Origin of the sequence: Paraniabella ginsengisoli (genome assembly GCF_022513635.1) — a bacterium.
In the GTDB taxonomy this organism is placed as follows: Bacteria; Bacteroidota; Bacteroidia; order Chitinophagales; family Chitinophagaceae; genus Niabella; species Niabella ginsengisoli.
This window is the reverse complement of the sequence record NZ_JAKWBL010000004.1, coordinates 133,283-157,615: the sequence shown is the minus strand read 5'-3', so window position 1 is coordinate 157,615 and position 24,333 is coordinate 133,283. Positions and strand designations below refer to the sequence as shown.

At 39.5% G+C, this 24,333-nt stretch carries 18 protein-coding genes and 1 pseudogene; 10 read left to right on the top strand and 9 right to left on the bottom strand.

The window, feature by feature from the left end; genetic code table 11:
- The 8 genes from MKP09_RS17775 to MKP09_RS17740 form a co-directional block, all read right to left on the bottom strand.
- The gene (locus MKP09_RS17775; RefSeq protein WP_240831665.1) at nt 1-351 is read right to left on the bottom strand and encodes a DUF3127 domain-containing protein; all 351 of its coding nucleotides are present in this window, start codon (nt 349-351) and stop codon (nt 1-3) included.
- A gap of 141 nt (nt 352-492) precedes the next feature.
- Entirely contained in the window at nt 493-1,416 is a 924-nt protein-coding gene (locus MKP09_RS17770; protein WP_240831664.1) for a DUF5123 domain-containing protein, read from the bottom strand.
- Nucleotides 1,404-2,393 carry a hypothetical protein gene (locus tag MKP09_RS17765; RefSeq protein WP_240831663.1) on the bottom strand — a complete coding sequence of 330 codons (990 nt, stop codon included), beginning with the start codon at nt 2,391-2,393 and terminating at the stop codon, nt 1,404-1,406. The genes MKP09_RS17770 and MKP09_RS17765 overlap by 13 nt, the downstream gene beginning before the upstream one ends.
- A 508-nt stretch (nt 2,394-2,901) precedes the next feature.
- Nucleotides 2,902-3,285, bottom strand: a complete 384-nt coding sequence (locus MKP09_RS17760; RefSeq protein WP_240831662.1) for a hypothetical protein — start codon at nt 3,283-3,285, stop codon at nt 2,902-2,904.
- 68 nt (nt 3,286-3,353) lie between these two features.
- A complete protein-coding gene (locus MKP09_RS17755) occupies nt 3,354-3,800 on the bottom strand; it encodes a hypothetical protein (protein ID WP_240831661.1) in 447 nt (148 codons plus the stop codon).
- A complete protein-coding gene (locus MKP09_RS17750; RefSeq protein ID WP_240831660.1) occupies nt 3,776-4,180 on the bottom strand; it encodes a hypothetical protein in 405 nt (134 codons plus the stop codon). The genes MKP09_RS17755 and MKP09_RS17750 overlap by 25 nt, the downstream gene beginning before the upstream one ends.
- 489 nt (nt 4,181-4,669) lie before the next feature.
- A complete protein-coding gene (locus MKP09_RS17745) occupies nt 4,670-4,954 on the bottom strand; it encodes a hypothetical protein (protein WP_240831659.1) in 285 nt (94 codons plus the stop codon).
- A complete protein-coding gene (locus tag MKP09_RS17740; protein WP_240831658.1) occupies nt 4,951-6,651 on the bottom strand; it encodes a peptidoglycan DD-metalloendopeptidase family protein in 1,701 nt (566 codons plus the stop codon). The genes MKP09_RS17745 and MKP09_RS17740 overlap by 4 nt, the downstream gene beginning before the upstream one ends.
- Nucleotides 6,652-6,931: 280 nt before the next feature.
- Between MKP09_RS17740 and MKP09_RS17735 the strand changes: the two genes are divergently transcribed.
- From MKP09_RS17735 to MKP09_RS17690, 10 genes and pseudogenes are all read left to right on the top strand, one after another.
- Nucleotides 6,932-7,624 (top strand): hypothetical protein, encoded by a 693-nt coding sequence (locus tag MKP09_RS17735; protein WP_240831657.1) that lies wholly within the window; start codon nt 6,932-6,934, stop codon nt 7,622-7,624.
- A 289-nt stretch (nt 7,625-7,913) separates the two neighbouring features.
- Nucleotides 7,914-8,542, top strand: a pseudogene (locus MKP09_RS28350) (M16 family metallopeptidase).
- Entirely contained in the window at nt 8,533-9,174 is a 642-nt protein-coding gene (locus tag MKP09_RS17720) for a M16 family metallopeptidase (RefSeq protein WP_240831654.1), read from the top strand. The pseudogene MKP09_RS28350 and the gene MKP09_RS17720 overlap by 10 nt, the downstream one beginning before the upstream one ends.
- Before the next feature lie 184 nt (nt 9,175-9,358).
- Nucleotides 9,359-10,957, top strand: coding sequence for a M16 family metallopeptidase (locus MKP09_RS17715; RefSeq protein WP_240831653.1), 1,599 nt, complete (start codon nt 9,359-9,361; stop codon nt 10,955-10,957).
- Nucleotides 10,957-11,433: a hypothetical protein gene (locus MKP09_RS17710; protein WP_240831652.1), complete on the top strand. Its 477-nt coding sequence runs from the start codon at nt 10,957-10,959 to the stop codon at nt 11,431-11,433. The genes MKP09_RS17715 and MKP09_RS17710 overlap by 1 nt, the downstream gene beginning before the upstream one ends.
- A gap of 227 nt (nt 11,434-11,660) precedes the next feature.
- Entirely contained in the window at nt 11,661-12,014 is a 354-nt protein-coding gene (locus MKP09_RS28690) for an ATPase domain-containing protein (protein WP_317235400.1), read from the top strand.
- Between the two features lie 20 nt (nt 12,015-12,034).
- The gene (gene recA / locus MKP09_RS28685) at nt 12,035-12,694 is read left to right on the top strand and encodes a recombinase RecA (protein WP_317235399.1); all 660 of its coding nucleotides are present in this window, start codon (nt 12,035-12,037) and stop codon (nt 12,692-12,694) included.
- A 320-nt stretch (nt 12,695-13,014) separates the two neighbouring features.
- Entirely contained in the window at nt 13,015-13,236 is a 222-nt protein-coding gene (locus MKP09_RS17700; RefSeq protein ID WP_240831651.1) for a hypothetical protein, read from the top strand.
- Nucleotides 13,237-13,244: 8 nt separating this feature from the next.
- Nucleotides 13,245-15,611, top strand: a complete 2,367-nt coding sequence (locus MKP09_RS17695; RefSeq protein WP_240831650.1) for a hypothetical protein — start codon at nt 13,245-13,247, stop codon at nt 15,609-15,611.
- A gap of 200 nt (nt 15,612-15,811) precedes the next feature.
- Complete coding sequence (locus tag MKP09_RS17690; RefSeq protein ID WP_240831649.1) at nt 15,812-21,610, top strand: glycoside hydrolase family 94 protein; 5,799 nt, start codon at nt 15,812-15,814, stop codon at nt 21,608-21,610.
- A gap of 162 nt (nt 21,611-21,772) precedes the next feature.
- Here the strand turns inward: MKP09_RS17690 and MKP09_RS17685 are convergent, their stop codons facing one another.
- Nucleotides 21,773-24,184 (bottom strand): TonB-dependent receptor, encoded by a 2,412-nt coding sequence (locus tag MKP09_RS17685; RefSeq protein ID WP_240831648.1) that lies wholly within the window; start codon nt 24,182-24,184, stop codon nt 21,773-21,775.
- Between the last annotated feature and the right edge of the window lie 149 nt (nt 24,185-24,333).

Sequence of the window (24,333 nt, the reverse complement as noted above, 5' to 3'; positions counted from 1 at the left end):
CTAAAACGGAAGGTCATCTTTTGAGTCGTTATAATTGTCTGGAGGCATTTCATCAGTATAACTATTGCCTGCTGCGCCTGCATTTCCGGCAGCCTCTACTTTCCAAGCTTTTACATCAGTGTACCATCTTCCGTTATACTCGCGGCTTTCTACATCAAAAGATATATTCAGCGTATTGCCTACTTGTAATACCTGTTCGTTTATTTTGTCGCCCCATACAGAAATACATACCTTTTTGGGGTATTGTCCACTTGTTTCAACAATAATGTCCTGCTTACGCCATTCGTTACCTGTTTTTCCTGTTCCCCTTTGTATGGGGAGTACCTGTACTAATTTTGCTGATAATTCCATAAAAATATTAATTGACCACAAAGATAACGGCAATACACATAGGCTAAAATTAATCATAGCACTTTTCATTATGTACCTACCATTTTTTGTAAAGCATACATATGCGATTCTGTTTTCAGAAATTATTATTGTCCCCGTTATCTATTCAAACGCAACCCGTACGGTCTTGCTGAAATCTTTACTTCCATCTTTATCAACCTGTGCTATACGTAGATAAATATATTGGTTAGCGTTAATGGGTGATGAATCATTTTTAGAACAACTGATGAATAAGGCACCAGCAATTACAAACGTAATAGCGAACAACCTTCTTCTTTTGCCTGTAGGAATTAGAAAACCCAATAACGCAAGGCTGCTGATACCTAAAGATGGTAATGCACCGCTTAGGCCAGTCTGATGATGATATTCGAGCAATGTCGATGAGTTTCCATTAAGGCTTTTAGATTGAACGATTGCTAATTTTGAAAAATGCTTGCCATCAGCAGATATTTCGATCTCGAAGTGATCATTATTGCTTTCTGTTAGCGTACTCCAGTTAAGGAGTAATATATTGTTGCTAAATGTAGCGTTAATAGCTCCAAAATGAACGGGCAAGGCGCCGGTGTATTCATAGGCTCCAATATCAATGTTTGCGTTCAAGGTACGGTTACCGCCGAGCTGATCTGTATTGCCCATATTGCTTTCATCATAAAAGCTATCATCTCCGTTGTTTATAGCCGGGCTTCCCTGCTGTAGGGAAAAATCACCTGCGCCGGGATTGGTAAATAGAGGATCGCTGTTTAATACATTGCTCAATGTAGCTGTTCCCTGATAAGTGGCATTTAAAATAGAGTTAGCAATATTTATGGTTGCCGTTCCATTGCTTAGTGACATAACATTTCCAGTATTGTCATCGGTCCATAATATCGAATTTTGAATGGTATTGTTAACAGGGGTATTCATGTCTAAAACAGAACCGGCAGGATTATAAAAGGTTGAGTTGACCATGTTGAAGGTTGACTGCATATTATAAAGCGGAATGTAGTTATTGTTGGCATATCCAACAGTATTAACTATAGTAACCACTCCTCCATTCCTGGCCGAAATGGCTGTGCCTTTATAGCTCCCGGCAAATGTGGTAGAGGACCAATGGCATTATTGATAAAAGCAGAGCGGCTTACCAACAAAGTTCCTTGCCCAAATGTATTTATACCTGCCCCAATACCGCCATTGGCGCCTCCTTGCGAATAGTTATCAACTGAATTGCCAGTGAAACTGCTGCGTTCAACTACTACAGAAAAAACACCTGCAACACCATAGCCAGCTGCGTCTAACTGCATTACATCTATTGCTGCACCAGTATAGCCTGAGTAATTATTCTGAAAATTGCAATCTTCAACACGAAAAGAATTACCAGTTGTGGATATGCCGTAATATGTAACTGCGCCACTCGAAAAAGCTCTGTTATTAATAAATGAGCAATTCCTTATTAAAGGAGTGATGTTTATTGAATTGAAATTACATGAAATGAATATTGAGCCTCCGGTATAACGTGGATATAGACTGTTGAAAACTGAACCAGCATTTGCATTGCCATCAGAAAAAGTAAAACCATCAATTACCAATGAGTTGTCAATTGCAACCGGTGCTTCAGGATCAAGTTCAATTACCATAATATGATAACTATTGTCGGTGTTAGATTCAGTTAATCCTATATTGCCGCTAAGTGTGGTGAGATGAGTGTTTACATTTCGCTGCTCCAACGCCGTTTCATTGCCAGCAAAACCGCCATAAAGCTGAAGATTATTTCTTCTTAAATTAAAGAAATCGTCTCTGTTATTAGTGGAAGATGGAAAATAAGTTCCTTCGGCTACCCAAACCTGTGTAATGCCGGAGTTACTGTTTGCCGCATTTAATGCATTGGTTAGATTTTGATAAGCATTTTCCCAACTGGAACCGTCGTTAGCTCCTGTGGCAGCGCTATTTACAAATATGGTTTGTGAAAAAACACATATTGAGAAAGAGAAAAATGTGAACGCTGCGATTAGTAATTTCCTGATCATGTTTTTTTATTTTGGTTGATTGAGGGGTATTCGGTTTAGCTAAAAACAAGCTGTTTTAAGCACCTGATAAAGGTGCATTAAACCAATAGGTGATCCAAAAAGCATGGAGGACTAAATGCGGACAAAGGGCGGACAAAAGCCGGACATCTTATTTTGAATAATTATTGCGACAGAGACTGTAATCGATGTTCAAAATAAAGCCACACCGCTAATAGCAGCATTATTGCCAACACAATTATTAGAAGGATGACATAAAAGTGTTTGGGAGGTTTCATAATTGCAAATATGTCTGCCAGAAAAGGCCTTTGCAAAATTTTATGCGGACCATTACAGGACAAGGCGCGGACAAAATGCGGACTACCTGAATGTTTTTACTTACGGTTTTTATCTGTGTTATCTAAGCCAGTAATATGATCTTCTAAAGAAAGTTCTGCATTTAAATTCAGTATAGATCTTAGGCGCCGCTTGCTTCTGGATACACTCTCTTTGCTAATGCCAAGGCTATTGGCTATCTGGTAATTATTAAGCTGAAGGAAAATGAGTGCCGCAAGCCGCTCCATTGCAGGAGTAAGATTATCTGATTGCTGACGAAGTTGATGAAAAAAGAAGGGTAAGCTTTTGAAAAATCAAGTCTGAATGTTTCCCAACCCTCTTCAGTAAGCAATGGTTTTGTTAGTAATTGTTCCGTAGCTTCGGATGAAGGGCTTTGCATTCTTTCAAGCTGTTCCTGCAGTGTTTTAATTAGATTATTCTGTTCAATTAAGTTGTTCGTGAAAAGAATTATTTTTTCGCGTGCATCTATTACTTTTTGTTCGGCTGCTGCCTGTTTAAGTTTTATGTCTCGTAGTTTATTTTTGTCTCTTACTCGTTTTCGATTGTACAATAGCAGCACAATAATTGTTATTAATACGATTCCAATTAAAATAGCATTTCGTAGATTCTTTTCACGTTGGGCTGTAGTTAATGCCTGGTCAAAAAATATTGTAAGTTGTCAAATGCAATCTGGGCTTTAATGACAGACAGCTCACTTTTTCTTGCACTATCCTTTAGCAAATTCTGATATTCGTTCGATAACTTATGATAATAAACTGCGCTATCGGCGTGATTATATTTCTGATGATATTGAGCGAGTATATTAGTTGCATGTATTATTTCAGCATAAATGCTTTGCCTTTTAGCTATGCTTAAAGCGTATCCCGCTGCCGCATAAGCCGGTGCATATTCTTTTTGCTGTATGTAAAAAGAAGCAAAAGCATTTTGAGACATCGCAATGTTCAAAGAATCTCCAACGGAAATACTTTGCTGCAGATACTGGCTTAACAAAGGTTGTGCTTTGCTGAAATTGCTTTCATTGGTGTAAGTTTTGCCAATATTGCCAATAGCTATACCGTTCCATAGTGTTGCCACATGAGGATCTTTTTCTTTTTTAACTCTTCGATTATTTTTGAATAGTACCAACGAGAGCTGTCATAATTATGAAGCTTTAAATATGCTGCTCCTAAAAGATCACATTGAAAAATATAAACTCTGGGATCGCGATGCACACTATCTAAATGCCACACGTCAAAAAATTCCCGTCCATAAGAAATAGACTGTTTATAATTTGCCTGACTATAAAGCGATGAGCTTATGCCAAAAAAGCGGTTTTGTATATAAGGAAAATATTCAAACCCTATTCTTCGTTGTATTTCGAGCGCTTTTAAATTATACAATAAATGTGTTTCTGCCGACGGCGGAATATCGGCCCTTATGCTATATAATTCCGCCGTGAGTTGCGGATCTTGCAACGGGTGTGCTTTTTTATAGCTTCATCAATCGTCTTATAATATTGTTTAGCCTTGCCATGCTCCCTCGCCGCCATTATTTCAAACATCAATAAACGTACTTCCAGCCTTCTGTCCGGATGTTTTAACAAATAGCTATGCAGTTTTTTGATATCTGACCAGTATTTATTTTTTTAGATACATCGTCTTTATTGATACGTAGTGAATCAAAAAATACTTGAGAAGCATAGCTTTGATCTTTACCAGATTTTTTCCAGGCCTTTATATATGGTTGTATATCTTCATCCTGACCAAAAGAGCAGAAGCTGACAAATATCAGTATAAAACAGAGGGTCGATTTTATCTTCATAACCAGAGGTTATAAAAATAAATGATTATCAGCATTAGTTTTAAGGATTATGTTGCTAACCGAAAAATCAAAGTAGGGTGAAAATATAAAAATAATAAACCCGGCTACAGGTTAATGAGCCGGGTTTATAGAAAGATCATTTTTTATTTAGACCAAATCCCTTCGAACCGCGCCGAGCCGCCCTGGCTGTAGCCGGCAATGCAGCGGGTTAGGAAACCATTTTTCAGCATAGCATTATATTCTGCCTGGAACTGCGCTGCGGTTTTGTTGTATTTTTCATACCATGAATTAAAGTTTGGCGCTGTTTTATACCAGATGCCGCTCAACACAGGCTTGCCCCCTCTGATATATGCATCAAGATAAACGAGTTTGAATTTTTCCTTATTGGTGTATTGATCAAACGCAGCTACAAATTCAGACAATGTCATAACAGGCCGTAAATAAAATCCCCCGGTATTCTTTTTTCCCACAGTGCGGTCACATAAACTTTTCCGTTAAGATCCACGCAAGAAACATTTGCTGGTACCCATCCACTCCTTGCATAACCCTGAAATTTACTTTCGTGATCTGCTAAAGACCAGCCATGATAAGCAAAAGTAGAAACACTGCTGTCTTTGATCCAAACCGCCGCATACAAAATTTTACCTGAAGCAATGTATGAGTTTACATTGATAAGCCTGTAACCCGCTTTTCCCCAGGTGTCAAACTCTTGCTGATATTTTGTGCCATTCAATCCGTGGCGGGCAACCCATTGTATTCCTTTGGATGGACGGAATATAACATTGTAGTAAAGCTTACCTGAAACTTCATAAGCATCGATCCATATAGGATAGTATCCACAAGTCCAGGCTTTGTCAAATTCTAATTGATAAGTGCTATCACTTACACCAAAGCGGCATACTTCGCCCCAGTTTGTGGGATAGGCACAATATGGATGCGTTTCAGAAGGATGAACAAAACAGGCTTTGTCTTTCAGGCCCGGTATACCCTGTGTTTGCAGCGGCGACCAGTTTATGTTACTTAGTGGTTTTGGATAATTAGCTTTGCCAATTACAAAACCGTTATTAAATAACAACGGCCTAAAAGCGCCACCTTCTGGCTCTGTATCGTTTTTATAAGTTTTAATATGTAAATGCAAATGCGGCCCGGTAGAATTACCTGAATTGCCAGCTTTGCCAAGTAAGTCTCCTTTCTTAACAACCGCTCCGTTTTTCTTGAATTTTGAAGTGAGCGATCCTTTTTGAAGATGTGCGTACAAAGCAACTACATCTCCATGCCGTATGTAAAAATGATTACCCGAACCTCCATAATCAAAAGAGCCCCAGTAATCATCTTTTTGTTTTTGCATGTTTTCTTTTGATCCATCAAGCTTTGTGTTGTTAGGAATATTACTTTCAAAATGGAGTACAGTCCCGTCTGCCATAGCATATACCGGTTTTCCCCAGATCCGGTGATGTTCATTTTTGTCTCCTGCCTTTCCTGGATGCACACCCGTCCATCCATTATTCACGTAAGCCTGCACTCCAAGATCGTAGGCAAAAACCTGATCGCCTCCACCGTGCATGGAATAACCGCTGACATGCTCATCTTTCCCAAAGTCAGCAGATTTGAAAGGTAAAGCGAGCGAGCGATTATAGGCTTTCAAATTTTTAGTAAAGGAAAGCGGACTTGTATAACCTTTAAAGTATAATTTGAGCGTTGCTGAAGTGGGAAAAGGCGCTGTAAGAAATACAACATCACCGGTTTGGTGGTAATCGCGGCTATTTTGCCACCACCATGCATATCCTGGATCAATGATCAGCTTGTCAGAGGGTAAATAGATTTCTTTTTTTAAGGTGGAAGAACCACTTTTATATTCAATGATCACTTTATCAAGATCGACAGATTTTGATCCCTTGTTATAAATAAGCATTGCAACTGAAAATTGCGCAAGCTTCGCGTCCTGACTCGTAAAGCCGGGCGTTGGATGATAAAATAAAACTCCACCCTCTTGTGGCTCCATTGAAGTTACCGCGATATCCGGCGGTAGGTTGCGTGCAGGTTCGGGTTGTTCAAATTTTTTCTTTGTAGACTTGAATTTAAAAGGCTGCGATACTTTGAAGTCGTAATGCTTGATATGAGCCAAAGGATTTTTTGCGTTTTTAAGCGTTGCTTTTGTTGCAGTGGTGGTTTTTTTGCTGCTGCTTTGCGTTTAGCCGGAGCTTTTTGGCAGGCGCTTTCGTTGCTGTTTTTTTTGCCATGTTTGGGCTTTTAGTAGGTTTAAAGAAACTGGGAATTTCAACCTAAAGGTATTGTAAGCAAATTCTGATGACAATAGCTAATAGTAGTGATGGGGCATTTGACAATAGCGATCACTAAGCATTGGCGGTCTCTTGAAAATAATTCCATTACTTTGCCGCGATAATATGTCTACAAAACTTTTTATAACATCGGAAGGATTGCAACAGGCTGAGGAGAATCCGGAAAATCGGGTAAACCCGGTTCTTAAAGCGCTGGCAAATTTTTTGTCCTATCTTTTTCACCCTGTATTTGTACCGTTGTATGTAATTGCTTTTATTTTATTTGTAGAACCGTTTTTGTTTGTTGGCGCATCGGCTCAGGAAAAAATACTCACATTGGGTCGCGCCTTTATTAATTACACATTTTTTCCATTAATAAGTGTACTGCTATTAAAGGGCCTGAATCTGATCAGCTCGATCAAATTAAAGGAACGCAAAGATCGTATTGTCCCTTTCATAGTTTGTAATATCTGGTATTTCTGGATCTGGTATGTATGGCGCGGGCTTCCGGGTGTGCCGCATCATCTCGTTGTTTTTTCCTTAGGCGTGTTCCTTGCTTCTTCCATGGGGCTTTTGGCTAATATCTATTTAAAAATAAGTATGCACGCAATAGCTTTGGGCACAGCTACGGCTTTCTTATGTTTGCTTACTTTCGATCCATCTTCTTCCAATATTACTATTTATCTGGCGTTGGCCATTTTCATTACAGGCATTGTTGGTTCCTCGCGATTAATTCTTTCAGAACATACGCCGCGCGAGTATTACATGGGATTGGGTGTTGGTGTTCTGGCCGTGCTGGTTGCTAATTTGGTAGCCTGATCTGGTTCATCGAATTTCCGTTAAATCAATTACTTTTTTCCTTATTTTTATTCAAATAGAGTCCTTTAAGGGATTAAAATATTACATGAGCGGTAAATTAAGCGCTCGTTTTTTTATTAGCTTCGTATCAACTAACGCGCAACCTATTCGATGATATTATCCGGAATGAAGTAACATCAAATACAAATAGACTGTATACACGAAATGGAAAACGTTTTATAGAAGAAAAGCTTTTAACGTTCGATAGCTATGAGAAAATGCCACTAATAAAAACAATAAAAAGTTAGGAATGAAAAAAATCAACATTGGTTTTTTGCTGCTGATGGGGGTGCTACCTGCTACAGCACAAAAGGTAAAGTTTACAGAATTCAACCTGGACAACGGTTTGCACGTGGTGCTTCATGAAGATCATTCAGCACCGGTTGTAGTAACTTCTGTTATGTATCATGTAGGAAGTAAAGATGAAGTATCTGGCCATACTGGTATGGCTCACTTTTTTGAGCACCTGCTATTTGAAGGTTCAAAAAATATAAAAAAGGTGAGTTTATGAAAATCGTTTCCCAAAACGGTGGACAAAACAACGCCAACACCAGCCAGGATCGCACTTATTATTATGAAGTATTTCCAAGCAATCAACTAGAAACAGGCCTTTGGTTGGAAAGCGAAAGATTAATGCATCCGGTAATCAATGAAGACGGTGTAAAAACGCAAAACGAAGTGGTAAAAGAAGAAAAAAGGTTGCGCATGGATAATCAGCCTTACGGAAACCTGATATCTTCCGTTTTTTCTAAACTGTTTACCAAGCATCCTTACACATGGCCGATAATTGGTAGCATGGAAGATTTGGACAATACAAAACTTCCGGATTTTTTAGCATTTAATAAAAATATTATGCACCCAATAATGCAGTGTTGGTAGTTGCGGGAGATATTGATCCGGCTAAAACCAAAAAGCTGGTGGAGGCTTACTTCGGCCCCATTCCAAAAGGACCGGCTATCCAAAGGGTTGATGCAAAAGAAGAACCTATTACCAAAGAAATAATTGATACCGCTTATGATGCGAATATTCAAATTCCTGCAATTATTGCCGCCTACCGTACCCCCGGCATGAAATCGCGCGAAGCGGTTGCGCTTGATATGGCTTCTCAGATTTTAAGTGGTGGCGCCAGCAGCCGCATGTATAAAAAAATGGTTGATCAGAAAAAGAATGCGTTGCAGGTTGCTGCGTTTAATTACACGCTTGAAGATTACGGCGCTTATCTGACTTTTGCATTGCCAAATGGTAATCAGAATTTGGATAGTCTTTTAATGGATATGGATGAAGAAGTCGCCAAATTACAATCCTCACTTATTTCAGAAACAGAATTTACTAAGTTGCAAAACCAGGCTGAAAATGATTTTGTAAGCGGCAATAACACCATGCAGGGCATTGCGGAAAGCCTGGCAAGCGGCTACACTTTTCATGGTAATACTAATTATTTAAACACCGAGCTGGAACTTATAAAATCAATTACCCGCCAGGATATTCAGGACGTGGCAAAAAATATTTGAATAAGAACCAGCGTGTCGTAGTTTATTATTTACCTAAACCAGAGGCCAGTAAATAATAATGGTTGACCGGGCTGAAGTGCAGATGGCATCGGTATTGCGTCGCACTCTTGTACTGTAGAATATATCCCGGCAAAACATTCTCAACAAAATTCATGCGTAAGCAAAAACAATAAAAAATTAACGGATGAAAAAAATATTTATCGCATCTACCGCACTTTTCCTTTCCCTTGCGGCATTTGCGCAAACAATAGATAGAAGCAAAAAACCTAAAGAAGGCCCGGCTCCAGTCATTAAAATTGCTGATCCTGCAAAATTTGTACTGCCAAACGGTATGACTGTGCTTGTTGTAGAAAATCATAAATTACCAAAGATCACGGCCAGCCTTATCACCAACCGAGGACAAATAGTGGAAGGAGATAAAGCGGGTGTGATAGGTATAATGGGCGATATGCTGAACGAAGGCACTAAAAATTTAACCAAAGAGCAGTTTGACGAAAAAGTAGATATGATGGGCGCGTTAGTGTCGTTAAACTCTGGCGGCGGTTATGTATCAGCGTTGAACAGGTATTTTGAACCCAGCCTGATGTTAATGGCCGATGCTTTAAGAAACCCTGCCTTTAAAGAAGAAAATTTCGATAAGCTGAAATCGCAGGCAATAACCAATCTTAAATCAACTGAAAAAAGCGCAAAAGCTATTTCTTCACGCGTAGTAAATGCCGTTTCTTTTGGTAAAAATACTGCCAGTGGTGAGTTTCAAACCATTGAATCTACGGAAGGGCTTACAATTGCCGATGTTAAAGATGCTTATCAAAAATACTTAAGTCCGGCAAATGCCATTCTTACTTTCGTAGGCGATATTACACCTCAACAGGCTAAGGAGTATGCTACCAAAGCATTTGGTACATGGAAAGGTGAAAAAATTCCTATCGCTAAAGATATTCCGGTTTCAAATCCATCTAAAACAGAAATTGATTTGATCGATGTGCCTTCTGCGGTACAAAGCGAAATCAAAGTAGCCAACCTCATCAGCAACCCATATAGCAATCCTGATTATCATGCTTTGGTTTTAGCCAATCATATATTAGGCGGTGGCGCAGAAAGCAAACTTTTTATGAACCTTCGTGAAAAGCATGGCTTCACTTACGGCAGTTATAGCAATGTAGGTTCCGGGCGTTATCAAACAATATTTAGCGCTGGCGCTTCTGTACGTAACGATAAAGTAGATAGTGCCGTGGCTGAAATCATGAATGAAGTAAATAATATGCGTGCGGGAAAAATTTCAGCAGAAGAGTTGGCAACAGCAAAAGCTGTTTACAACGGTTTATTTGCGCTGCGCATGGAAGACCCGCAAACAACAGCTAGCTATGCAACTACAATTTTAATTAACAATCTGCCTAAAGATTATTATCGCACTTTTTTACAAAAATTGAACGCAGTAACTACGGAAGACATTAAGCGTGCATCAGAGAAATATTTTAACAGCAACGATACGCGCATTGTGGTGGTGGGAAAAGCATCTGCCGTTAAAGAAGGGCTGGAGAAATTAGGCCATCCGGTTAAGATGTATGATATATATGCATCGCCCGTTACTGAATCAGCTACACCAACAGTTTCTGTTGATAAAAACATGACAGGCCAGACCGTTATTGATAAATATATTACTGCTATCGGAGGTAAAGATGCTTTAGATAAAGTTAATTCTATGAGTGCCGATGTAACAATGAATGTAAGCGGACAATCGATCACCGGAACTATGAAAAAGCAGCACCCAATAAATTTTTAATGGAAATGGGTATGCAGGGAATGACAGTAATGAAGATGGTCTATGATGGAAAAACAGGTTATCAGACTCAAATGGGACAAAAGAAAGAAATGGATGCAGAAATGGCTGCCAACTATTCTGATAATAAAGGAATTTTTGAACAGCAATTTTACAATACAGACGGATATAAACTATCAACACCAACCGTAGAAAAGGTTAACGGAGAAGATGCTTATAAGATAACTGTAACAAAACCAAGCGGCAAAACGAGTACAGAATATTATTCCGTAAATACTGGTTTACTAGTTAGAATGGAATCTAAAATGGAAGCTGCTGGCCAGGAAATGGAACAGACAATGGATTTTGGTAACTATACAACTGTGGCGGGTGTAAAAGTACCAGGTACTATGTCACAAAGTGTAATGGGCCAGAGTTTTGAAATGACAATGAGCAACTATAAAGTAAACGAAGGCGTTACAGACGAAGATTTTAAGTAGGAGAAATATGGGTAACAGGTTTACAAGTCGTGTTGGTTGTCACCCTGAGCTTGCCGAAGGGTCGTTTGAGTAGGCTTCGGCAAGCTCAGCCTGACAATCGTATTATGCTTAACTTAACACAAGTAACCTACCATGTCAAAAAAATTAGTTTTATAATACTAAATATATTAGTTTTGCTTGTTAATAAATATTTCAGATAGGATATAGCTAAATTGTATTTTTGATTTATGGCAAAGACAGAGAAATTACCCGAAGTAGATGTAAGCAGCGAGAAGTTTAAGGCGCTTAAGCTTACCATGGAAAAAATAGATAAAGATTATGGGAAGGGCAGTGTAATGATGATGGGTGACAAGACGGTAGAGGCTCATCCGGTTGTATCAACCGGTTCTATCGGCCTTGATACCGCCTTGGGTATTGGTGGCCTTCCACGAGGCCGCGTAATAGAAATTTATGGTCCCGAATCTTCTGGTAAAACAACCATTGCTACGCATGTAATTGCACAGGCACAAAAGAAAGGTGGCATGTGTGCTATTATTGATGCAGAGCATAAGCTTTCGATAGCGCCTATGCAAGAAAATTAGGTGTAAACGTTGATAATCTTTTGATCAGTCAGCCAGATTATGGAGAACAGGCGCTGGAAATTGCAGACAGGCTGATACTGTCAGGCGCGTTGGATGTTGTAGTAATTGACTCAGTTGCTGCGCTGGTTCCTAAAAGCGAGCTGGAAGGAGAAATGGGCGACAGTAAAATGGGTTTACATGCCCGTTTAATGAGCCAGGCTTTACGTAAGCTTACCGCTACCATTTCCAAAACAAATACCATTTGTATATTTATCAATCAGTTACGTGAAAAGATCGGCGTAATGTTTGGAAATCCTGAAACAACAACCGGTGGTAATGCGCTGAAGTTTTATGCGTCTGTAAGATTGGATATTCGTCGCCAGGCTCAAATAAAAGACGGTGATGAAGCAATAGGAAACCGTGTAAAAGTAAAAGTGGTAAAAAATAAAGTAGCTCCTCCGTTTCGTGCCGCAGAATTTGATATCATCTTTGGTGAAGGTATTTCCAAAACCGGTGAGATCATTGATATGGGTGTAGATTTAAACATCATCCAAAAAAGCGGTTCCTGGTATAGCTATAATAGTGACAAGTTGGGACAAGGCAGAGACTCGGTAAGAAATCTGTTGATAGACAATCCCGAACTTGCAGGTGAAATAGAAATAAAGATCAGAGAAAAGATTGCCGAATTAAAAGGCGCTTAACAGGTATATTTTATTATGGGTTAGTTTAGCCGCTTCATTTTTGGAGCGGCTATTTTATTGATTGATAGATAAGTTATTGAAGGTCGGCTTGAAAATTGTTATAATGTAATCCGTAAAACGCCTACAATAAATTTTGCTTATCGAAGGAGTTTTTTGGACATTAAAAATATAAAACGGCGTTTCATCAGACCAAAAACATCGCAGCGAAGCTGCAAACAAAAATATACAGATGAAACTAAAATTGTAGTATATCTTTTTTATGCTTAAATTCTGCATCAAAAAAGTTCTCATAAAACACTAAAAATATTTAAACAATACGGATGAAGATAGCAATGCCTGTTGATGACCTTGTGACCAAGATGAGAGAGTATTTTACTTCCGAATCGAGTTACCCTTTTAAAAATGAAAATCCATTTCGCCTGGATCTGTTCAGTAGTTCTCAAATGAAATCACATGGAGAAAATGTGGCAGCTCAGCATGAGTTACTGAAGACAAAACAACTGGACAGGGTATTAAACGGCTTAATGATAATGAAGAAGTGATTGTTAGGGTGCAGCAAATGTTAGCGGATGCCACAAAGGAAAAGCTTGCTATAGCTCCTGCAAGTGAATGGTTGCTAGACAACCTTTACCTGATAAAAGAACAAATTGATATTGCTCGAAAACACCTTCCGAAAGGATATAGCCAAACGCTTCCGATACTGGCGAAGGGTAAGTCGGCCGGCCTGCCCAGGGTTTACGACATTGCTTTGGAGATCATTTCACATAGTGATGGCAGGGTTGACGTAGCAAATTTAACCGCGTTTATTAAGGGCTATCAAACTAAAAATATTCTTAAGCTGGGAGAATTGTGGGCCATTCCCATTATGCTTCGTTTCGCTATCATTGAAAATATCAGACGCATTGCTTCCAGAATTGCCATTGACAGATTGGATAAGAACGATGCAATTTACTGGGCAGATGAATTTATTAAAACAGCTCAAAAAAATTCTAAGGATATTATTATTGCTACAGCCGAAATGGCCAAAAGCAATATACCGCTAAACAGCGCATTTGTTGCTGAATTTACAAGGCGAATGCAGGGCAAAGGGCAAGGATTGACCATACCTTTATCCTGGATTGAACAACAACTTTCCGATTCAGGTCATTCCGTAGCCGAATTGATCAATGTTCATAATCAAAGTCAGGCCGCAGATCAGGTATCAATGCGCAATAGTATTGAAAGCATCCGACTGTTAAAAACTACAGAGTGGAAGGATTTTGTGGAAAGCGTTAGTGTGGTTGAGAAAATATTGCAGGAAGACATTACCGGAACTTACCCTTTGGTGGACTTTGACACCCGTGACTGTTACCGTCACATCATAGAATGGGTAGGAAAGAAATCTAAAAAACCTGAACACGAAATAACTGCGCTTGCTATTGAACTCACAAAGGAACGAAAGGCGCAAGGAAGGCCTGAACGTCAGCATCACATAGGATATTTTTTAGTTGATAAAGGAAAGAATGATTTGCTTAAAGCAACCGAAGCGTCGTTGAATTTCAGAGATTATTCAAAAATTTTCTTTAAAAAAAACAGGTTAAAAATATATGCAGGCTCCATATTTTTATTTGCTTTTGCAGCAAGCATATTATTGGGATTAAAAATCTTTGTGCAAAGTGATACGTTGTGGTTAGCCATCGCTACTGCTTTGCTTTGTTTTATCATACTCGGTCATTTTGCTACCGTTGTTATTAACTGGATCTCTACTTTGTTAGTAGATCCAAAACCTTTACCCAAGTACGACTTCTCGGAAAAGATACCGTCAATATATAGCGCAATTGTTGCGGTACCATGTCTTTTAACCAGTAAGGATGGCGTTGAAGAATTGGTAAGCGATCTGGAAGTTCGGTATCTTTCTAATCCACAGAATAATTTGTTTTATTGCTTGCTCACAGATTTTGCTGATGCTCCTCATGAACATATGCCGCAGGATGACGAACTGCTTTCAATGGTAAAAGAAGAGATAGAACAACTGAACATAAAGTATAAAAAAGAAAATGATCCTGACAAATTTTTCCTGATGCACCGTTCCCGTAAATGGAACAGGAAGGAGAAAGTATGGATGAGTTACGAACGTAAAAGAGGAAAGTTAGGAGAGCTGAATAGTCTGTTAAGAAATGCGGGGCATGATGATTTTTCGTTGATCGTGGGAGATACTACGGCGTTGTCCAAAGTAAAATATGTAATAACACTCGATGCTGACACTATACTACCTCGCGAGTCTGCATGGAAGATGATTGCTACAATGGCGCATCCTTTAAATCAGCCCGTTATCAATGCTAAAAAGAACCGGGTGGTTGAAGGTTATGGAATTTTGCAGCCTCGAACAGCTATTAATTTGCCGGTAAAAACAAGTTCTGCCTATGCTCGCATGCATAGTAACGATTCCGGGCTTGACCCATACACGCAATTGGTTTCAGATGTATACCAGGATTTATTTGATGAGGGATCTTTCATAGGAAAAGGAATCTATGATATTGATGTTTTTGAAAAAGTGTTAGGTGAAGCGTTTCCTGAAAACCGTATATTGAGTCATGATCTTTTGGAAGGATCTTATGTACGTTCAGGATTGCTTACGGATGTACAATTATTTGAAGACTATCCACAAACGTACTGGACCGATGTGAGCCGCCGTCATCGTTGGATTCGGGGCGATTGGCAAATCGCATCATGGGGGTTGCCATTTGCGCCTGATGCAAAAAATAAGCTAAGAAGGAATTATATATCATCGTTATCAAAATGGAAAATTTGGGATAATATCAGGCGCAGCCTTTTAGCACCGGCTATATTTATTTTATTAGCGTTAGTATGGGTGGTAATTCCTGACCCTGGTGTTTGGATCGCCGGATTTTTGATCTTTTGGTTTTTATGCCTGTAGTTACAGGCGTTGTACAACTGATTCGTAAACCTAAAGATCTTGATACCACATCGCATCTTTCGGAAGTATTGGATTCTTTCAAAAAAGTATCACACAAATTTTATATAATATTGTTGTGCTGCCCTTTGAAGCTATTAAAAATGTAGACGCTATTTTCCTGGCTAACTGGAGAATGATTTTTTCAAAAAGAAATTACTTCAATGGACGCCCTATGCCGCTCAAAAAGTGAGTGGAAAAAAACGATTGCAGAAGCCTACTTATACATGTGGCAGGCTATTGTTTTCATAGGTATCGTTACTGCGCTCATCATTATCTTTAATCCGTCATCATTATTTATCGCCACGCCTTTTTTAATATTGTGGCTTTTATCGCCAATTGTTGCGTGGCGGGTAAGCAGGCGTCGCAGTAGAAAGGATTTTGCGCTATCACAATCCGACTCGGAATTTGTACATGTTATAAGCCGTAAAACCTGGAGGTTTTTTGAAGATTTTGTAGGTGCTGAAGACAATTATTTGCCACCGGATAATTATCAGGAAAAACCTGTTGAGGTTACAGCACATCGCACATCTCCAACTAACATTGGATTATCCTGCTTGGTAAATCTTTCGGCTTTTGATTTTGGATATATTTCTCTTTGTAAGTTGGTTGAGCGTACACAAAATACCTTCAACTCATTGAATGACATGGAGCGCTATAAAGGCCATTTTTATAACTGGTATGACACAACAACGCTTCAACCCTTGTATCCAAAATATGTGTCTGCCGTAGACAGTGGAAATTTTGTGGCGAATATGATCGTGCTAAGACAGGGTTTATTGGAGTTGCCGCATCAAAAAATATTGACTAACAGTTTTTACGAAGGGTTAAAACATACCTGGTTAACAATCAAGTCAATTGATAATCTACATAAAGATCGGTTTAAGGCAATTGAAAAGCAATTACGACAACTTTCGCAAGATTCTATAGAGAAACTTTACGAGCAAAAGCAACATATGATTGCTTTACAGCAGGAAGTGCAATTATTAAAAGCAGACAAAGAATTGAATTCAAATACAGAGACGGCATTATGGTTAGGAAAGTTTGAGGATCAGATTATTGATGCACTGAATTCATTTTCTATCTTAACACCCTGGATTGACCTACTGCCTGGTGTTGAAGACTATAGCGATTTAAAGCCATTAGCGTTTATTCCCAATCTTAACGAGATCAAAACTTTGGCAACTTCATTACTACCAGTAACTGAACAATTATTGACACAAGTTGATGATCCAGAAAAAAAGTCATGGTTGGAAAATTTACATGCAGCGTTGAAGGTAGCAGAAAGCCATGTGTTAAAGAAGTTTAGTGATATTGAAAAACTGGCTAATGAATGTAATGGTTTCGCAAATGTCGAATATGGGTTTTTATATGATGCGTCCAAGCATCTTTTCCATATTGGTTATAACGTAAGTGAAGATGTAAAGGACAAAAGCTATTACGATATTCTTGCTTCAGAAGCGCGGTTGGGTATTTACACTGCTATCGCACAAGGTAAGGTGTCGCAAGATAGTTGGTTTGCATTGGGCCGTTTGATCACTAATGACGGTACTGCCCCGGTATTGCTGTCGTGGAGCGGCTCTATGTTCGAGTACCTGATGCCCGACCTGGTAATGCCTTCGTACGAAAATACATTACTTGAGAAAACCGCAAGGGGTGTTATTCAAAATCAAATTGACTATGGAAAGCGAAAAGCTGTTCCATGGGGCGTTTCAGAGTCTGGCTACAATTTGGTAGACGCACATCTTAATTATCAATACCAGGCTTTTGGTGTACCAGGATTGGGCTTGAAAAGAGGGCTTGGACAGGATTTGGTTATTGCACCATACGCAACTATGCTTGCGTTAATGGTAGAGCCGGAAGCAGCTTTAAAAAATCTCATTGAATTATCTAAAGCCGGTTTTGAAGGTCGTTATGGTTTTTATGAAGCGATTGATTATACGCCATCACGAATGCCGCGAGGAAAATCAAATGTTATTATTAGATCGTTCATGGCACACCATCAGGGAATGGGCTTTTTGTCTTTTGCACGTTTATTATTGGGCGAAAAAATGCAACAACGATTTGAGCGCGATCCACAATTACAATCTGCTTTGTTGCTATTGAAAGAGCGTGCTCCCAAAGCTACCAACTATTATACACAAGATGATAGCGCAACAAGCAAAGTTGTTACAACCCACGAATCGCATATCAGAATCATCAGAACGCCAAATACGCCAATACCTGAAGTGCAGCTACTTTCAAACGGCCGCTATCACATGGCCATAAGTAATGCAGGCGGCAGTTATCATCGCTGGAAGAATTTGGCTTTGACCCGCTGGCGCGAAGATGTGACGGAAGATAATTGGGGTACATTCTGTTATATCAAAGATCTTGCAAATGGAGAACTATGGTCCAATACTTATCAGCCTACTAAAAAGAAATTTACTATAGATGAAACTATTTTTTCGCAAGGTCATGTAGAATTCAGGCGCGTAAATAATGAGTTTGAAACTAAGACAGATATTGTTGTTTCTCCAGAAGATGATATTTCAATAAGAAGAATAAAGATTACTAATAAAAGCAATACTACAAAAACACTGGAAGTAACAGGTTACACAGAAGTGGTAATAACGCCGCAAGCTGCAGATGAAGCGCATCCGGCCTTTAGCAATCTGTTTGTTCAAACTAAGATCAGTGAAGAAGATAAGGCCATACTTTGTACCAGACGAGCGCGGTCAAAAAATGAACAACCACCATGGATGTTCTTTATGATGGACCTTTCAGGTACAGAAAAGGAAGAAATATCTTATGAAAGTGACCGGATGAGATTTATTGGAAGAACAAGATCTTTAGCAGCGCCTTTAGCAGCTACAACCGACGGACAATTGTCAGGTACAAGTGGTTCAGTGCTTGATCCTGTTGCCGCAATAAAGTATAAAATAGCATTGAAGCCGCGACAAACCGCCACTTTCGAAATTATTACAGGCATTACAGATACCGAAGAGAAATGTACACACCTGATAGATAAGTATCGGGATACGCACCTTAAAAACCGCGCGTTCGAATTGTCGTGGACTCACAGCCAGGTATTACTCAGGCAGATAAATGCCAGCGAATCGGAAGCTCAGTTATTTAATTCAATGGCGGGGCATATATTATATGCTAACGCCACACATAGAGCGGATGCTAATATTATTGCCAGCAATAGAAAAGGACAATCGGGTTTATGGGGTTATTCTATTTCAGGCGACTTGCCAATTGTTTTGGTAAGAGTGCAGGACAGTGAGAATACAACTTTAGTTCGTCAGGTTATAAAAGCACATTCTTATTGGCGAATGAAAGGCCTGGCAGTGGATCTTATAATTTGGAATGATGATTTCGGTACTTACAGGCAATTGCTGCATGATCAGATAATGGGTTTTGTAACAGCCATAAGTGGTGCTATTGTAGATCAGCCTGGCGGTATTTTTGTACGCCAGGGCGATCAGCTTACAACAGAAGACAGGGTGTTGTTTCAAACGGTAGCACGATTAATATTTTTCGATAACGCCGGTACGATACAGGAGCAAATGGATCGTAAAAAAACAGCTAAAGCTTTGCCACCTCAGCTAAAAGTAACCGGGCGCAATACATTTGATTCCGATACGCAAATGGAACTGCCAGACAACCTGATCTTTAATAATGAAACAGGTGGTTTTACATCGGATGGTAAAGAGTATTTTATCTTAACTACACCCGATAAAACTTCACCCGCACCATGGGTTAATATTATTGCCAATGCTGAATTTGGCACAATGATCTCAGAAAGCGGATCAGGTTATAGTTGGGCTGAAAATGCCCATTCTTACAGGCTTTCACCCTGGAAAAACGATCCTGTGTCTGACAAAACCGGAGAAGCTTTTTATATAAGAGATGATATTAGCGGACGATACTGGTCTCCGTCACCATTACCGAGAAATAGTGGTAAACCTTATATAACCAGAAATGGGTTTGGCTACACTGTTTATGAGCATATCGCGTTTGGTATAAAATCCGAAATGTGGGTGTTTGTAGATGCAGAAGATGCAATCAAATTCACAGTAGTCAGAATTAAGAATTTGACAGCAAAGCAAAGAAAACTTTCTGTGACCGGGTATACGGAATGGGTATTGGGTGATACAATGACCAGCACAAGAATGCATGTGGTGACAGAGAAAAACCTGGAGACAGGTGTAATATTTGCCAGAAACTATTATAATAGCACATTTGCAGAAAGAGTATCTTTCTTTGATGCAGATGGTGCTACCAAATCGTACACTTGCGATCGTACTGAATTTTTGGGACGAAATGGTTCATTGGCTTCGCCTGAAGGATTGAGCAGAGAAAAATTATCGAACAGATATGGTGCGGCGCTTGATCCATGCACAGCAATACAAATAGGAGTTGATCTAATGCCGGATGAAGAGCAGGAAGTTATATTCAGATTGGGTAGCGCCAAATCTGAACAGGATGCAAGAACGCTGGCCATGAAATATAAAAGTGCACAAACCGTACATGATGCGCAATCAAAAGTGCACGACCAATGGAATCATATTTTAGGCAGTGTATATATTAACACACCTGATAATTCCTTCAATGTTCTGACGAACGGATGGTTGGTATATCAGGCATTAGCTTGCAGGGTATGGGGTAGAAGTGGCTTCTATCAATCTGGTGGTGCATTCGGTTTCCGGGATCAGCTACAGGATGTATTAGCATTAATGCATACGAGGCCTGATGTAACCAGGGCGCAGATCCTGCTTGCGGCTTCCCGTCAGTTTAAAGAAGGTGATGTTCAGCACTGGTGGCACCCGCCAACCGGACGTGGCGTACGCACTACATGTTCTGATGATTATTTATGGCTGCCTTATGTTGCGGCTCGCTATATTGAAGCAACGGGTGATACAGAAGTTTTGGACGAGTATGTTTCATACATTCAGGGAAGGCCATTGCACCCTGATGAAGAAAGTTATTATGATTTACCGGTGTTCCTGAATGATTGGGAGTCCGTGTATAACCACTGTAAACGCGCTATTGATTTTGGGTTGAAGTTTGGCGAACATGGGTTGCCATTAATAGGATCAGGCGACTGGAACGATGGTATGGATAAAGTGGGCGAACATGGAAAAGGGGAAAGTGTATGGCTGGGCTTCTTTTTATATGATGTATTGATGAAGTTCGCGTCAATAGCAGATCAACAAGAGGATAAAGAATTTCATATCAAATGTATCAGCGAAGCTGAAAAATTAAAAGAGAATATCAATAAAAATGCATGGGACGGTGAGTGGTATCGACGTGCTTATTTCGATGATGGAACTCCGTTAGGATCAGCTCAAAATGAAGAGTGCCGTATAGATTCCATTTCGCAAAGCTGGTCGGTTATTTCGGGCGCGGGACAGCCGGAACGTATTGAGAAAGCAATGGCTTCATTAAACGAGCATCTGATAGATCGTGAGAACGGGATCATTAAACTGTTAACGCCAGCATTTGATAAGTCTGATCTATATCCCGGTTATATTAAAGGCTATGTTCCGGGAGTAAGAGAAAATGGTGGACAATATACGCATGCCGCAATCTGGACGATGATGGCTTTTGCTATGATTAAAGATAAGGAGCGCGTATGGGAACTTTTCTCCATGGTAAACCCTGTAAATCATGCTACATCAAATGCTGACACACAAAAGTATAAAGTAGAGCCTTATGTAATGGCAGCAGATGTTTATGGTGTGGCTCCGCATGAAGGCCGCGGCGGCTGGACATGGTACACGGGTTCTGCAGGGTGGACGTACCAACTTGCGTTGGAACATATTTTAGGATTGAAACGTAAAGGCAGCGAATTACATATTGATCCATGTGTACCAGATAGCTGGCCCGGATTTGAGGTGAATTACAAATTCGGCAATACACTTTATCAGTTAAAAATAAGTAATACAAAAAAGATGGCAGCGTACAGTTTACTGTGAATGGTGATGAAGTTGCGGAACCATTTATCACTTTAATTGATGATGGGAATGTACACGATGTAGAAGTGTTATTATAATCAACTTATTTCAGGACGAGGCAGATCATAACTAAAAAAAGGAGCGATAACCGCTCCTTTTTTTAGTTATGACTGGTAGTGTTTTTTAAAATCTGTAAGTAATACCAATTCTCATATTTCTTCTAGCTTCTACAATGTAGGAATAATAAGTTACAGCTCCTTTTGCCGCTAATGCTGCAGAAGGATTGCTTACAGAACCTGCGGTAAGTAAACGTTGATGGTTCAACAGATTATTTACAAGCATTGAAATTGAATAACGTCCTTTCTGATAACTTATCCCACCATCTGCTCTAAAGTAATTGGGGAAATTTGATTCTTTAGTATTTCCAATGTAGCGATCTATCTGTGCCGATACGCCTCCCATCAACCCAAAACCTTCCAATGCTCCTGTTTGAAAACGATAGTTCAACCATCCGTTAGCAGTATGCTTAGCTGTGTTAGGTGTTACATTGCCAATGTTTTCTTCTTTAGAATCTTCTGAAATTTTTGAATCAGTTAATGCATAGTTAGCATTCAGATTCAACCCTCGAACAACTTCACCGGTAATGTCCACTTCAATACCTTTGGTTTTTGTTTCACCTAATTGTGCCTGAAATGTTTGTCCACCTACAATGTGGTCGGGATCCGGATCGGCAACCAACGCATTTTTACGTGTAATGATATATGCACTTAACGTTGAACTCCAGTGCCCGTTAAACCAGTCTTTTTTAATACCTGCTTCTATATCATTGCCGCGGATAGGTTTAAAAGCTTCTCCCTGCCAATTGGTTCCAGCTACCGGAACAAATGATTGATCATATAAAGCATATGCACTCATATTATCTGTAATGGAATAGCTTAATCCTACCCGTGGAGAGAAAACATTACTATTAATTTGTGCTGCTTTTGTTTTTCCTACTGTTTCAGCAGATGTAAATCGTAAGCCAAGCGATAAACGCAACTGATCGTCAAAGAATGCCAGTTCATCCTGCGCATAAGCAGAAGCATAGGAAACGGAAGTTACATAGTTACTTCCGCCTGCAAGTACTCTTACATCCTGAGAGCGATCTAATACAGGGAATATACTTCCAGGCAAGCCATATATCGGGTTGTACACATTAAGTGGTTGTGCCGGAATAGAATCGAGTAAAGTTCTGAAGTCACCCCAGAATTTTTTATTACCGAAATCAGCACCAGCTAAAATACGGTGGCGAATATTACCTGTTCTTTCTTCTCCGGTAAATGAAAACTGGCCAAATCTGTTTTCACCAGCTTCACCGGAAATGCTCCAATATCTTGGCATATCTCCGTTAGCCCGCATGTAGCTTAACCATGTACTATTAGCTTCCATATTGAAGTTAAAGTAAGCTGCTTGTGCGTGAGCAGTCCATCTTTCATTTAGTTTATGATCTAAATAGATATAAACACTATGATCTCTCAATTTACTTGGTTCAAAAGTTGGATCTCCATAAAAGAAATCATTTCCAATACCAGGATCTGCAAATTGTTTGGGCGAAAAAGAATAGTTACCATTAGACAAATATTTAGACCCCTGATATGTATATTCCAGTGTAAGTGTTGTGGCATCATCAATTAAATAACTTAGCACGGGTGCTACAACATAGCGATTGCTATAATTGTATTTGGTATGAAAATCTTTTTGCTGGCCTGCCATGTTAAGCCTGTATAATAATCTTCCATCTTTGCTTAGCTTACCATCAAAGTCAAGCGCACCGCGGTAAGTACTAAAGCTACCCATACTTAATGTTGCTGACCCTTTTGTATAACCTGTGGGTTTTTTAGTCACCACATTATAAAAGCCGCCGGGTTCACCATTAGCCAGCATAAAGCCAGCCGGCCCTTTTACAAACTCGATCCTTTCGATCATTGATGCGTCTTCAGCTGTGGGACCCCATGAAGCTTCAATGTTCATACCATTTCTGAAGGCAGGAATCTTTGACCCGCGCATGCGGATATTAGCATATTGGTTGTCCCAATGTCCCTGACGTGTTGCGCCACTGATGTTGCGGGTAATTCCATCAACAATATCAAAAACCTGCTGATCAGCCATTATCTGAGATGATATGACCTGGATGTTTTGAGGTAATTCCAGAATTGGTGTTTGTAGTCTCAACGTACTACTTACTTCATCATTTTTATACTTATTTCTTGAACCCTTAATAATAACTTCTTCCAGGTCTTTTAAACTGGAATTGATAGTAATAGAAATATCAGCCGTTTCATTATTTCCTACTTCCACTTCCTGCTCAACAGATTCGCTTCCAACAAAAGATACTTCTATCGTGTAGGTCCCTGCATCAAGTTTACGAAAATAGAAAACACCATTTTTATCTGTTATAGTGGTACGGTTAGTGTTTTTAACGTGAACCGTAGCATTTGCTACTGGTTGATTGTCTGAGCTGTAAACAGTTCCTTTAATTACAGACAGTGGTTCGTTTGTAGCAAACGCTGCGCTGTAAAATATTGTGAAAACAAATAGAGCTAAATATCTCATCATGATTTTAAAAATTTGGCGCGAAAATAATCTTGCCTTTAACAAATCATTTACGAAATGCGGAAATAGATCAGCGAGATCGGGAAATTATTCTAAAATCGATAATGAATGATAAATATGAGTGATGAGTGGTTTAGCACAAAGGCACGAAA

Coding starts and splice junctions, on each gene's coding strand:
- MKP09_RS17700 (WP_240831651.1), top strand. CDS start 13,015: ATGAAGATAGCAATGCCTGTTGATGACCTTGTGACCAAGATGAGAGAG.
- MKP09_RS17685 (WP_240831648.1), bottom strand. CDS start 24,184: ATGATGAGATATTTAGCTCTATTTGTTTTCACAATATTTTACAGCGCA.
- MKP09_RS17690 (WP_240831649.1), top strand. CDS start 15,812: ATGGACGCCCTATGCCGCTCAAAAAGTGAGTGGAAAAAAACGATTGCA.
- MKP09_RS17775 (WP_240831665.1), bottom strand. CDS start 351: ATGGAATTATCAGCAAAATTAGTACAGGTACTCCCCATACAAAGGGGA.
- MKP09_RS17715 (WP_240831653.1), top strand. CDS start 9,359: ATGAAAAAAATATTTATCGCATCTACCGCACTTTTCCTTTCCCTTGCG.
- MKP09_RS28690 (WP_317235400.1), top strand. CDS start 11,661: ATGGCAAAGACAGAGAAATTACCCGAAGTAGATGTAAGCAGCGAGAAG.
- MKP09_RS17765 (WP_240831663.1), bottom strand. CDS start 2,393: ATGATCAGGAAATTACTAATCGCAGCGTTCACATTTTTCTCTTTCTCA.
- MKP09_RS17710 (WP_240831652.1), top strand. CDS start 10,957: ATGGAAATGGGTATGCAGGGAATGACAGTAATGAAGATGGTCTATGAT.
- MKP09_RS17745 (WP_240831659.1), bottom strand. CDS start 4,954: ATGACATTGTCTGAATTTGTAGCTGCGTTTGATCAATACACCAATAAG.
- MKP09_RS17735 (WP_240831657.1), top strand. CDS start 6,932: ATGTCTACAAAACTTTTTATAACATCGGAAGGATTGCAACAGGCTGAG.